This window comes from Xanthomonas sp. SI (assembly GCF_014236855.1).
GTDB lineage: Bacteria > Pseudomonadota > Gammaproteobacteria > Xanthomonadales > Xanthomonadaceae > Xanthomonas_A.
Map to the genome: position 1 here is coordinate 1,061,103 of NZ_CP051261.1, position 13,047 is coordinate 1,074,149.

At 68.7% G+C, this 13,047-nt stretch carries 9 protein-coding genes; 7 read left to right on the forward strand and 2 right to left on the reverse strand.

Translation table 11 applies throughout. The annotated features are described in order from the left end of the window. Positions 1-15: 15 nt before the first annotated feature. Positions 16-1,248: an acetylornithine transaminase gene (locus HEP75_RS04525; RefSeq protein WP_185825601.1), complete on the forward strand. Its 1,233-nt coding sequence runs from the start codon at positions 16-18 to the stop codon at positions 1,246-1,248. A gap of 476 nt (positions 1,249-1,724) precedes the next feature. On the opposite strand, the gene HEP75_RS04530 is transcribed toward HEP75_RS04525, so the two are convergent. Then, a complete protein-coding gene (locus tag HEP75_RS04530) occupies positions 1,725-2,342 on the reverse strand; it encodes an HAD-IA family hydrolase (RefSeq protein ID WP_255424074.1) in 618 nt (205 codons plus the stop codon). Between the two features lie 288 nt (positions 2,343-2,630). Between HEP75_RS04530 and HEP75_RS04535 the strand changes: the two genes are divergently transcribed. The 6 genes from HEP75_RS04535 to azu all read left to right on the forward strand — a co-directional run bounded on the left by HEP75_RS04535 (position 2,631) and on the right by azu (position 9,923). After that, complete coding sequence (locus HEP75_RS04535; protein ID WP_255423999.1) at positions 2,631-5,327, forward strand: TonB-dependent receptor; 2,697 nt, start codon at positions 2,631-2,633, stop codon at positions 5,325-5,327. Positions 5,328-5,541: 214 nt separating this feature from the next. After that, positions 5,542-7,116 carry a flavin monoamine oxidase family protein gene (locus tag HEP75_RS04540; protein WP_185826497.1) on the forward strand — a complete coding sequence of 525 codons (1,575 nt, stop codon included), beginning with the start codon at positions 5,542-5,544 and terminating at the stop codon, positions 7,114-7,116. Then, on the forward strand, positions 7,113-7,541 hold the full coding sequence (locus HEP75_RS04545; protein WP_185825603.1) for a cytochrome c: 429 nt from the start codon (positions 7,113-7,115) through the stop codon (positions 7,539-7,541). Before HEP75_RS04540 ends, HEP75_RS04545 begins: the two co-directional genes overlap by 4 nt. A gap of 43 nt (positions 7,542-7,584) precedes the next feature. Continuing rightward, positions 7,585-8,094 (forward strand): RidA family protein, encoded by a 510-nt coding sequence (locus tag HEP75_RS04550; protein ID WP_185815359.1) that lies wholly within the window; start codon positions 7,585-7,587, stop codon positions 8,092-8,094. A gap of 31 nt (positions 8,095-8,125) precedes the next feature. Continuing rightward, entirely contained in the window at positions 8,126-9,316 is a 1,191-nt protein-coding gene (locus tag HEP75_RS04555; protein ID WP_185825604.1) for a pyridoxal phosphate-dependent aminotransferase, read from the forward strand. A 166-nt stretch (positions 9,317-9,482) separates the two neighbouring features. Further along, positions 9,483-9,923, forward strand: a complete 441-nt coding sequence (azu, locus tag HEP75_RS04560; RefSeq protein WP_185823302.1) for an azurin — start codon at positions 9,483-9,485, stop codon at positions 9,921-9,923. Between the two features lie 203 nt (positions 9,924-10,126). On the opposite strand, the gene HEP75_RS04565 is transcribed toward azu, so the two are convergent. Continuing rightward, positions 10,127-12,901 (reverse strand): LuxR C-terminal-related transcriptional regulator, encoded by a 2,775-nt coding sequence (locus HEP75_RS04565; RefSeq protein WP_185825605.1) that lies wholly within the window; start codon positions 12,899-12,901, stop codon positions 10,127-10,129. Between the last annotated feature and the right edge of the window lie 146 nt (positions 12,902-13,047).

Here is a 13,047-nt window from a genome sequence, read left to right on the forward strand (position 1 = left end):
CCAGGAATCCTTTCGATGACCGCTTCCTCCGCCGCGGATCTGATGGCCCTCGGCCAGCACTACTACCTGCCGATCTACCGTCCGCGCCAACTGGTGCTGGAGCGCGGCCAGGGCGCCAAGGTGTGGGACAGCGAAGGCCGCGACTACATCGACCTGTCCGCCGGCATCGCGGTGTGCGGGCTCGGCCACAACGATCCGGACCTGACCGCGGCGCTGCTCGAGCAGGCCGGCAAGCTGTGGCACACCAGCAACGTGTTCTACAGCGAGCCGCCGCTGCGCCTGGCCGAGGAACTGGTCGCCGCGTCGCGCTTCGCGCAGCGGGTGTTCCTGTGCAATTCCGGCAGCGAGGCCAACGAGGCGGCGATCAAGCTGGTGCGCAAGTGGGCGGCCAGCCAGGGCCGCGCGCCGGACCGGCGGGTCATCGTCACCTTCCGCGGCAGCTTCCATGGCCGCACTCTGGCCGCGGTCACCGCCACCGCGCAGCCGAAGTACCAGGAAGGCTACGAGCCGCTGCCTGGCGGCTTCCGCTATGTGGATTTCAACGACATCGTGCAGCTGGAAACGGCGATGGCCGCCGGCGACGTGGCCGCGGTGATGCTGGAGCCGGTGCAGGGCGAGGGCGGGGTGATGCCTGCCGCGCCGGGCTTCCTGGCGCGGGTGCGCGCGCTGTGCGACCACCATGGCGCGTTGCTGCTGCTGGACGAGATCCAGTGCGGCATGGGCCGCACCGGCACGCTGTTCGCGCACTGGCAGGACGAGGTGACGCCGGACATCGTGACGCTGGCCAAGGCACTGGGCGGCGGTTTCCCGATCGGTGCGCTGCTGGCCGGACCGAAGGTGGCCGAGACGATGCAGTTCGGCGCGCATGGCAGTACGTTCGGCGGCAATCCGCTGGCCGCGGCGGTGGCGCGGGTGGCGCTGCGCAAGCTGGGGTCGGCGCCGATCGCGGCGAACGTGTCGCGGCAGGCGGCGGCGCTGCGGCACGGGTTGGCCGCGCTCAACGATGATTTCGCGCTGTTTTCGCAGGTGCGTGGGCGTGGCTTGATGCTGGGCGCGGTGCTGAATCAGGCGCATGCGGGGCAGGCTGGGGCGATCCTCGATCATGCCGCTGCGCAGGGGTTGTTGACGTTGCAGGCGGGGCCGGATGTGTTGCGCTTCTTGCCTTCGTTGAATATTACGGATCAGGAAGTGGCTGAGGGGTTGAAGCGGTTGCGGGCGGCGTTGCTGGCTTATGTCGGTAAGCGTTGAGGCGAATTGCTGTGTGGGTGTCGGTTGGCTTTTGATGCAACGGCAACGGCAACGGCAACGGCAATAGCAGAAGCAAAAGGCAATAGCAGAAGCAAAGCTTTCGCCTTGCGGCGAGTTACTTTTCTTTGCTTGTGCAAAGAAAAGTAACCAAAAGAAAACACACCCTGCCTGCGCGCCCTCCGCGCTGCGCGCTCCGGGTCCGCGAATAGGCCGGGATTCGCGGAAGGGGCATCCTGCCCCTGCCGCGAACGGCGCACATCCATGTGCGCCGCCCCTTCGGGGTTTTTCCCGACCTATTCGCCGCTACGGAAGGGAACCCGGTAAAGCAAAGCCACGGCAACAGCAGAATCAACAGCAACAACCGCAGCAACAACCGCAGCAACAGCAACAGCAACAGCAACAGCAACAGCAGGAATGGCCGCGAGCGTAGTGGCGGCTGCAGCGGACGCGGTTTCTGTCGGCGGTAGGCGCGTCGTCTAGCCCAGACCGTGCCGCGCAAGGGCGCGGCGTAAGGCGCGGGCGCCGCTGGCGGTTTCTGCGGGCATGCCGATCGCGCGGGCGCCGCGGACGTTGACGAACAGGTCGTCGATGAACAGCGCTTGCCGCGCGGCGACGCCGAAATGGTCGAGCGCGCGGCGGTAGACCTCGGCCTGCGGTTTGCGTCCGCCGAGTGCGCCGCTGCACAGCACGCGCCCGCGCAGCAGCGGGAACAGGGTCGGCACGATCTGCGGGATCGCCTGGGCCATCAGTGCGCCGTTGTTGGTCAGCACGCCGATGTCGATCCTGTCGGCCAGCGCCAGCACGCGTTCGATCACGCCGGGATCGCCGCGACTGCCGGCCACGCGTGCGGCGATCCAGTCGGCTTCGTCCACATGCGCGCCCAACCCTTCGCCTAACCGGTGCAGATAGGCGACGGTGGCGATGTCGCCGCCGTCGTAGGCGGTTTCCAGTCCGGAAGCGAACAGGACCTCTCGCACCCGCGCCGGATCGCAGCCGCAGTGGGCGGCCAGGTGTGCGATGCGTGCCGTCCGCGAGTAGGTCGCCAGCACGCCGTCGAAGTCGAGCAGCAGCAATTTCGGGACAGGATGGATCAACGCGGCCACCGCGTCTGGCGCTGCGTGCAACGGCGCGGATGGGGCATGGGTCGGGTCCGGAGTGTCGGTGGCCGAGATTAACCCACTCGCCGCGGCGATGAGCGCCACTACCCGCCCCGTGATGCCTGCCCGCTCGCGCCCACCCGCTCGCTGCGCACCTACCCGCCGGATCCGGCCGCCCGCCGCTGCGCGCTGGCTATGGTCCCTGCACGCCGCGATCGCGGCGCCGCCGGTCGGGGAGCCGGTGCGCATCCACGCCACATCCACGTCACCTCGGGGGTCTTGAACATGAGCAAGCGTTTGAACGCCGATCGTCTGGCGGAATCGGTATGCAGGGGATTGCGCAACGCACGTCACGGCCACGGGCTGGCCACGCTGACGCTGCTGCTGGCCGGTGCGCAGGCGCTGCCGGCGCTGGCGGAAGAGCCGGGTGGCGAGGCCAAGACGCTGGACGCGATCACCGTCATCTCCACCGGCACGCGCAAGACCAACATGGCGGTGACCGACAGCCCGGCGCCAATCCAGTTGGTGAGCGCGGACATGCTCAAGCAGTCGGCCGCGCCCGACCTGATCAACGCCATCGCCAACCAGGTGCCGTCGTACAACGCCAACCAGACCGGCAACGACATGGCGAGCCAGACGCTCACCGCCAGCCTGCGCAACCTGTCGCCCAACCACACGCTGGTGCTGGTCAACGGCAAGCGCCGCCACATCACCTCCAACGTCAACACCACCACCGGCGCGGCCTCGGCCGATCTGTCGTTCATCCCGGCCGCGGCGATCGATCACGTCGAAGTGCTGACCGATGGCGCCGCGGCGCTGTACGGTTCGGACGCGATCGCCGGCGTCATCAACATCATCCTCAAGAAGAACCACGACGGCGGCGAAGTGGACGCCGGTTACGCAGGCTACAAGGATGGCGGCGGCGGCACCGACTCGTGGGGTGCCAATATCGGCTTCGGCAGCGACGCGGCGTATTTCAGCCTCAGCGCCGAGGTCGAGAACCGCAAGACCGTGTACCGGCTCGGCTCGTACAGCTACGCCGACTGCGTGGCCAACTACGCCGACTGCTCGGCGGTGAATCCGGACATGGCCGATTTCCTGGCCGACGACGTCGAGGGCATGACCCTCAACGGGCGCTTCCCCAACGTCAACGCCTGGCTCAATCCGCCGGAAGTGCACCGCAAGGCGCTGTTCTTCAACTCCGGCGTGGTGCTCAGCGACACCCTGGAGTTCTACGCGTTCGGCAGCTACGGCAAGAAGACCGCGCAGTCGGAGGAGAACTACCGCCGTCCCAGCCAGGACGGCGGCTACGTCGATCCGGCGAGCGGCGAGGTCAGCCACAAGTATCCGTTGGGCTTCAATCCGTCCGAGGCCTCCGACGAGGTGGACTACGAGTTGAGCGCCGGGCTGAAGGGCGTGCTGGCCGATTGGTCCTGGGATTTCTCCAGCAGCTACGGCAAGAACGAGATGGACGTGTACACGTTGAACTCGATGAACTTCAGCTTGTGGCAGGACTACGGTTATTCGCCGGAGGACTTCTACGACGGCAGTTTCTGGGCCAGCCAGTGGACCACCAATTTCAACGCCACGCACGATTTCGACATCGGCCTGTCGCAGCCGCTGACCTTCAACGCCGGCGTCGAGTACCGCCGCGACCAGTACGGCATCGATCCGGGCGATCCGACCTCGTACTACGGCGCCGGCGCGTCCTCGTTCCCCGGCTACAACCCGTTGTTCAACACCGGCTCCTACAGCCGCCACAGCTACGCCGCGTATGCCGACGTGGTGTTCAATCCGACCGAGAAGTGGCTGGTCGATGTGGCCGGGCGCTACGAGGACTACAGCGACTTCGGCAGCAAGGTGGTCGGCAAGCTGACCACGCGCTTCGACCTCACCGACACGTTCGCGGTGCGCGGCACCGCCAGCACCGGGTTCCGCGCGCCGACCCTGCAGGAGGGCTATTACTCGGCGGTGCAGGTCGGCCCGACCAGCGCCACCCCGACCCTGCAGCCCAACAGCGCGGCTGCCGCGGCGCTGGGCTTCGGCAGCCTGAAGCCGGAGACCAGCACCAACTACAGCCTCGGCTTCGTGTTCCGGCCGATGCAGAATTTCGACAGCACGCTGGATTTCTACCGCATCACCATCTCCGACCGCATCGGCGTCGGCACCTTTGAGTATTCCAAGGCCGGCCAGCCGGGCGACACCAACGGCGACGGCACGCCCGACGCCGCCTACAACGCCGCGCTGGGCCAGGCGCTGATTGATTTCGGCTATCTCGGCGGCATCGATCCGGCCGCGCCGGGCGGCTCGCTCGACGCCACCGCGCGGCAGGACATCTCGGTGGCGATCTTCAACAATGCGCTGAAGACCCGCAGCACCGGCGTGGACTGGGTGACCAACTACATCACCGAGTTCGACTGGGGCTCGATCGACTGGATGCTGGCGGCCAACTACAACAAGACCGAGGTGCTCAGCGCCAAGCCCGCGCCGGAGGTGCTCGGCGGCGCCACCATGTACAGCGCGGCGACGCTGATCAATCTGGAGAACAACGCGCCCAAGTACCGGGTCAACCTGGGCGCTACGTTCAACATCGGCAAGTTCAGCCTGCGCGTGACCGAGGCGGTCTATGGCCCGCAGTACCAGCTGGTGGCGCCGTACGACGAGTGGAACGGCGACATCTTCCCCGACAGCGTGCTGAGCCAGCTGGACGTGGTCGACGTCAACGGCGCGCCGTACTACAAGCAGAAGATCGGCACGATGGCGCTGACCAACGTCGAACTGACGTTCCGGCCCACCGAGCAGCTGACCGTCAGCGTCGGCGGCGACAACGTGTTCAACAAATACCCCGACAAGGTGCCGGCGGCGGCGTACGACTACCTGGAGAAGAACTATCTCAGCTACTACAACTCGCCGTACCTGACCGGCAGCCCGGTTGGTTACTTCGGCGCGCGCTACTACGCCAAGCTGACCTACCGCTTCTGAGCGGTTCGAGCCCCTCTCCCGCCGGGAGAGGGGTTGGGGTGAGGGTACGTCCGCCAGCGGAGTGCTCGCCCGCGTAATGCCGCGCCGTCCGCGTCCCTACCCGCTCCATCGCGACCTACCCGCCGCACGCGGCCTGCGCCGCCGCCGCGGCGGCTATGGTCGATCTGCAATCCGTGAGGCGATGTCGACGATGCAAGCAACAACCAAGGGCGCCATGACCCGCCGCCAATTGCTCGCCAGGATCGGTCTGGCCGGCGGCGGTGCGATGATGTATCAGGCGATGCACAGCTTGGGCATGGCCGCCGAATCTCGTTTCAACGGCGTGCCGCGGCTGGACGGCGACGCCAAGGGCGCCTCGGTGCTGGTGCTCGGCGCCGGCCTGGCCGGGCTGACCGCGGCCTACGAGCTGCGCAAGGCCGGCTATCGCGTGCAGGTGCTCGAGTACAACGCGCGTCCCGGTGGCCGCAACTGGACGCTGCGCGGCGGCGATCGCTACACCGAGCTGGGCGGCTTCGAGCAGCAATGCAGGTTCGACGAGGGCATGTACCTCAATCCCGGCCCGTGGCGCATCCCGCATCATCACAAGGCGGTGCTGTCCTACTGCAAGCAGTTCGGGGTGGCGCTGGAACCGTTCGTGCAGGTCAACTTCAACGCCTTGCTGCACAGCCGCGCCGGGTTCGGCGGCAAGCCGCAGCGCTTCCGCGACATCGACGCCGACTACAAGGGGCACGTGGCCGAACTGCTGGCCAAGAGCACTAAGCAGGGCGCGCTGGACGCGCAGGTGCAGCGCGAGGACCAGGAGATCCTGCTCGAGTCGCTGCGCAACTGGGGCGCGCTGGACAAGGACTTCGGCTACGTCAAAGGCCGCGAGAGCAGCGAGCGCCGCGGCTTCGCCAAGTATCCCGGCGGCGGCCTGTCCGGCAAGCCGCAATTCTCCGAACCGTTCAGCACCCAGGACATCCTGCGCTCGCGGCTGTGGGCCACGCTGGCGGCCGGCAACAACTACGAGATGCAGACCGCGATGTTCCAGCCGGTCGGCGGCATGGACCAGATCGGCAAGGCCTTCGCGCGCGAGCTCGGCGACGCGATCCGCTACAACGCGCGGGTCACCCGCATCGACCAGGACGCGCACGGGGTCAGCGTCGCCTACCAGGACGGCGACGGCGCCGAGCAACTGGCGAAAGCCGACTGGTGCGTGTGCACGATCCCGCTGTCGATCCTCAGCCGCATTCCGCTCGCGGTGGGCGAAAAGATGGCCGCGGCGATCGGCCAGGTGCCGTATGCGGCGTCGGTGAAGGTGGGGTTGCAGTTCAAGCGCCGTTTCTGGGAAGAGGATGAGGCGATCTACGGCGGCATCAGCTACACCGACCTGCCGATCACCTTGATCAGCTATCCGAGCACCGGTTTCCAGAGCGCCGGCAAGGGCGTGCTGCTCGGTGCCTACGTGTGGGGACTGGAGGCGTTCGAGTTCACCTCGATGACGCCGCAGCAGCGCGTGACCAAGGCGGTGGAGTACGGCACGCACTTGCATCCGCAGTATCCGCGCGAATTCGACAACGGCATCGCCGTGGGCTGGCACCGGGTGCCGTTCACCCATGGCTGCTTCGGCGTGTGGAGCGACGCCGCGCGCGCCGAGCATTACGAAAACCTGTGCCAGATCGATGGCCGCGTCGCGCTCGCCGGCGAACACGCCTCGTACATTCCGGCCTGGCAGGAAGGGGCCATCACCTCGGCGCTGGATGCGATCGAGCGCCTGCATCGCCGCGTCGTCAATGGAGCCCGCGCATGAAGCTCGATCGTCATTGGGTGCTCGCCGCGGCGGTCGCCGCCGCAGTGCTGGCGCTGATGCTGCCGCCGGCGATCGGCCCGGCCGCGGCGCAGAGTTCCGATGCCACGCCGCTGTATCCGCAGGCCGCGTTCGCCACCGCCTCCGGCGCCACCGTGTACGCGGCGATCTGCCAGAGCTGCCACATGCCCGGCGGGCAGGGCGCGCGCGGCGGCGGCGAGTATCCGGCGCTGGCCGGCAACCCCAAGGTGGCGGCGGCGCCGTACGTGGCGATGATGGTGCTCGACGGCCGCGGCGGCATGCCCGGTTTCGCCGGCATGCTCAACGATCAGCAGGTCGCCGAGGTCGTGCACTACGTGCGCAGCCAGTTCGGCAACGACTATCCCGGCAAGCTCAGCGCCGACGAGGTGCGCACGCTGCGGCACTGAGCCGGTACCGTTTCATTCTCTTTTCGACCGCGAGGAGTTCCGCATGCGCCGTTCGTTCGTTTCCCGCCCGCTCCGTGCCGGCCTGTGCGCCGCGCTGTGGTTGCCCGCCCTGGCCGGCGCCGCCGAGATCGTGCGCCACAAGATTCCCAACAGCGATTTTCCGATTTCCGCGGCGGTGGAGATCCCGGCCGGCAAGACCACGGTCTATCTCAGCGGCGCGGTGCCGCGGCCGATCGATGCCAGCGCGCCGAAAGATTCGCCCGCCGCCTACGGCGACACCAAGGCGCAGACCGTCAGCGTGCTGTCGCAGATCGAGGCGCAGCTGCAAGGCATGGGCCTGGGCATGCGCGACGTGGTCAAGATGCAGGCGTTCCTGGTCGGCGATCCGGCGCTGGGCGGGAAGATGGATTTCGCCGGTTTCATGGAGGGCTACCGGCAGTTCTTCGGCACGCCCGCGCAGCCCAACCTGCCGTCGCGCTCGGCGTTCCAGATCGCCGCGCTGGGCAATCCGCTGTACCGCATCGAGATCGAAGTGGTCGCGGTGCGTCCGTAGGTTCTTCGCCCTGTTTTCCAAGGAGTCCGTCATGCAGCAGCCGTCGCGCTCGCGCCGCACGTTCCTCAAGGACTCGGCGCTGGTCGCCGCGGCCGGTTTCGGCGCGCCGTGGCTGGCGCAGGCCGTGCCCACCGCGGCGCAGGCGGCCAATGCCGAACTGGCGCCGGTGCTGATCAACGCCAACGAATATCCCGGCGGCCCGTCGCCGGCCGCGCAGCGCGCGATCGCGGCGATCGCGTCCAGCGGCGGCCGCTACCTGGGCGAGCTGCAACTGGAATTGCTGCAGACCCTTGCCGACCAGCTCGGCGTGGGCATCGATCACCTGATGGCCTACGCCGGTTCCACCGAGCCGCTGGACTACACCATGCTGGCGTTCACTTCGCCCAGCGCGTCGCTGGTCACCGCCGATCCCACCTTCGAATCCGGCTGGCGCGCCGCTGCGCGCAACGGCGCCAAGGTGATCAAGGTGCCGCTGCGCAAGGACGACGCGCACGACGTGCAGGCGATGTGCGCCGCCGACGCCAACGCCGGGGTGCTCTACATCTGCAACCCGAACAATCCCACCGGTTCGGTGACCGCACGCAAGGACCTGGACTACGCGCTGGCGCACAAGCCCAAGGGCAGCGTGCTGGTGGTCGACGAGGCGTATCTGCATTTTTCCGACAGCGCCAGCAGCATGGTCGATCGCGTCGCCGCCGGCGACGATGTGATCGTGCTGCGCACCTTCTCCAAGCTCTACGGCATGGCTGGCATTCGCCTGGGCTATGCGGTGGCGCGGCCGGAGCTGTTGGCCAAGCTCAAGTTCTACAGTGTCAACAGCCTGCCGGTAACCGCGGTCGCCGCCGGCTTGGCCAGCCTGCGCGATCCGGCGCTGGTGCCGCAGCGACGCGCGCTCAACAGCGCCATCCGCAACGATGTAGTGCGCTGGCTCGGCGCGCAGGGCCATGCGTGCACGGCGTCGGAAAGCAATTGCTTCATGGTCGACGTAAAGCGCCCGGCGCAGGAGTTCATGGACGCGATGGCCACTTATGGCGTATTCGTCGGCCGCAGCTGGGCGTTGTGGCCGAACCGTTCGCGCATCACCATTGGTACCGCGGCGGAGATGGCGCGGTTCAAGCGCGCGTTCGCGCAGGTGGCGGCCGGCCAGCGCGGGCCGCTGCCGGTACCTGCACCGAGGATGGCGCTGCACGATCCTTTGCACGGATTCTTCCGCAACGCCTAGCGCTGCCCGCGCCGGATGCTGCAGTGCACGAGGGCTTGTCGTTGACAAACATTTGCGCAAAGGCAGACAGTCGTGGCGACGCCGCTGTGCGCGTAGCGCATGCTGGCGAGGTTCGCGTTGCTGTGCCATCCCCATTGCCAAGGAGTCCGTCTTGAAAGCGAAGTCGCTGTCCCCCTTACTGGTCCTCGCCGCGCTCGCGTTCGCGCCGGCGGCCTGGGCCAAGACCTGTGCGGTGACCATCACCGGCACCGACCAGATGTCCTTCGACCAGCCGCAGATCAAGGTCGCCGCCGACTGCACCGAAGTGGCGCTGACGCTCAAGCACAGCGGCAAGCTCACGGCCGCGGTGATGGGCCACAACTGGGTGCTGGCCAAGACACCGGACTTCCAGGCGGTGGCCAATGCCGGCACCAGTTCCAGCCTGGCCGACAACTACCTGCCGAAGAACGACGCGCGGATCATCGCGCACACCAAGGTGATCGGCGCCGGGCAGTCGGACACGGTCAAGTTCTCCACCGCCAAGCTCACCAAGGGCGGCGACTACACGTTCTTCTGCTCGTTCCCGGGGCACTGGGCGATGATGAAGGGCAAGTTCGTGTTCGGTTGAGCGGCCGCGGTTGCGCTGCAGGTTGCGATCAGCGATCTGCAGCGCCTTTCGAACATGATGGCGCCGCAGGCTTCGGCCTGCGTCAGCGCCGACTCACCTGTAGGAGCGGCTTCAGCCGCGACCGGGCTTTCCCGGTAAAACCCGGCCGCGGCTGAAGCCGCTCCTACAGGACCGCGACGACGCTCGCGATTGCGGGATCGCACTCAGTCCAGTGCGGCATCCGGCGGCGCCATGCGCTGCAGCAGCCCGCGCTGCAGCGCGCTGGCCAGCGCCGCTTCGCGGGTGCCGGCTTCCAGTTTGCGGTACAGGTTCTTCAGGTGGAACTTGACCGTGTTTTCCGACAGCGCCAGGCGTCGCGCGATCTGCTTGTTCGCGTCGCCCTGCGCCAGCAGCGCCAGCACTTCCAGTTCGCGTTCGCTGAACAGGTCGGCGCCGCTGTCCTGGTCGTGGCGCAGCTTGTCCAGCAGCGCCTGGATGGTCATCGCCAGCGTGGTGTTCGGCGCGGCCTGCGGATCCTGCTGGCGCGCCATGCGCAGCAGCGCCTTGCCCGGCACGCCCAGTTCCAGCAGGCATTGCCAGGCCTGGGTGCTGGCCACGTGCTGCAGCGCGTGGCGCAGATAGGGCAGGGCGGCGGCGGATTCGCCGCGGTCGTGCAGCACCAGCGCGATGCGCGCGCGCACTCGCGCCAGTTGCACCTGGTTGTCGGCGGCCACGCAGGCCGCCTCCACGCCTTGCAGTACCGCCAGCGCGGCGCGGGTGCGTCCGCCCAGGCGGTGCCAGCGGGCCAGGGCGAAGCCGAGCGCGGCGAGAAAGCGCCAATCCTGCGGCTGGCCCAGCGCGTGCGCGAACCGCGCTTCGCCGCCGGTGCGCGCGACCAGTACGTCGATCGCCGGCGACGGTGGCTGGTCGAGCAGCACGTGCAGCCGCCAGGCCAGCGCCAGGTCGGCGAGCCGGCCCAGGTGCCGCGCGTGCGCGATGCGGTCGATGTGGTCGAGCAGTTCCAGCGCAGCGCGGCCGCTGCGGTCGTGTTGTCGCGCCAGCACCAGCGCGGTCTCGTAGCCGGCGGCATAGATGTCCAGCCAGCCGTCGTGCTGCTCCAGGAAACCCAGCGCCGGCTGCAGGCAGTCGGCGGCCTCGTCGTAGCGGCCGTGCTCGCATTGCAGCTGTGCCAGCAGGCATTGGCTGACCGCCTGCAGGGTGGGATCGAGCTGCTGCTGGCGCTGGGCGATGGCTAGCGCCTGGCGGCAGGTGGCCTCGGCCCGCTCCAATTGGCCGCGGTAGTAGTGGCTCTGCGCCAGATGGATCAGCGCATAGCTGGCGCCGACCTCGCTGCCGCTGGCCTGCATCGCGCTGCCGGCCAGCTGCGCATAGCGCTCGGCGCCGGCGAAATCGGCGCGGCCCAGCGCGGTGGTGGCGCAGATACACCACAGCGTGCCGCGGCCCAGGCTGTCGTCCTCGTCCAGCGCCGCCGCCTGCGCGGCGATCTGCGCCAGTCCGCGCGGGTTGGCGCAGACCTGGTCGAGCAGGTCGCGCAGCAACGCCACCACCACCGTGTAGTCGCGCTCGAACGGCGCGCGCACCTGCTCGGGAAAATCGCGGAAGCGTTCCAGCAGGGTCTGCGCGTGCGCGAATTCGCCCAGCTTCATGTGCAGGTAGGCCTGGGTCAGGTTCAGCGCCGGCCGCTCGCCGATGCTGCTGCGCGGGAAGCGGCGCAGCAGCGCGCGGATCGGCGCGGTGCCGTGGCGCAGCAGCAACTGCCAGGTGCCGGCGCGGGCGATGCAGTCGGCGGCGCTGTCGATCGCGCCGCCGCGCACCGCATGCCGCACCGCTTCGGGCAACTGCCCGTGCGCGTCGAACCAGTGCGCGGCGCGCCGGTGCAGCTGCGGCGCCAGTCCGGGCGTGTCGCGTTCCAGCTGCTGGTACAGATAATCGGCGAACAGCGGATGGAAGCGGAACCATTCGTGCTCGCCGTCCAGCGCCACCAGCAGGCCCTGGAAGTGCGCCAGCCGCTCCAGCAGGCGGCCGCTGTCGTCGCGCTCGCGCACCGCATCGGCGAGCGCGGCGTTGAACCGTTCCAGCGGCGAGAGCTGCAGCAGCAATGCGCGCAAGGCTGGATCCAGGTCGTTGAGCACCTGTTCGGCCAGATACGCCGCCAGCTCGGCGGTGCGTCCGGAGAACCGGCCGAGGTCGTCGCGGCGGCGTTCGTCGCCGCCCAGCCACAGTCCGGCCAGTTGCAGCGCGACCGCCCAGCCCTCGGTCTGCCGGCGCAGTTGGCGGGCCATCGCCGCCGGCACCTGCGGTCCCAGCAGCGCCAGCGTCTCGGCGTCGTCTAGCGCCAGTTCGCGGGCGCCGATGCGTTCCAGCTGGCCTTGCAGCGCCCAGCGCGCCAATGGCAGCGCCGGCGCGCGCCGGGTCGCCAGCAGCAGGTGCAATTGGCCGCCGGCGTGTTCGACCAGCCGCGTCACCACCTCGTCGAGCGCGCTGGCGTGGCCGCGGTCGTAGTCGTCGAGGATCACCAGCAGGCGCCGCGGCGCGGCACGGATCGCGCGGATCAGCACCGGCAGGGTGCATGCCACCTCCAGGTCCTGGCCCTGCTGCTGCAGCGCGGCCTGCAAGGACGCGCCGAGGTCGATCCCGGCACCGCGCGCGGCCAGCGCCAGGTAGGCGAGGAAACGCCCTGGATCGGCATCGTCCTCGTCCAGCGACAGCCACGCCACCGCGGCCTCGCCGCGCTCGCGCAGGCGCTGGTGCCATTGCCCGAGCAAGGTGGTCTTGCCGAAGCCGGGCGGCGCCAGCAACATGGTCAGCGGCAGCTCGGCGGCGCGGTCCAGGTGCTGCAGCAAGGCCTCGCGCGGCACCGCGGCCACGCGCGAGCGCGGCGGCGCCAGTTTGTCGGCCAGCACCCAGTCGGGCATGGCGGGACTGTCGTGCGCGGCCGCAGGAAAACGCGGATTCAACAGCGTGACAGGCTTGAGCATGTCGCCATGAGTGTCTGCAGCAGTCGCCCTCGCGCCCTCTGGCGGTTCGGGTGACGGTACGGAGTCGGCCGCGTGCCGGCTTGCCGCGCAGATCGCGGAAAGCTCGGGTGCGGCGCCGATTCCACGGGCCCCCGCCCTGATGCCGT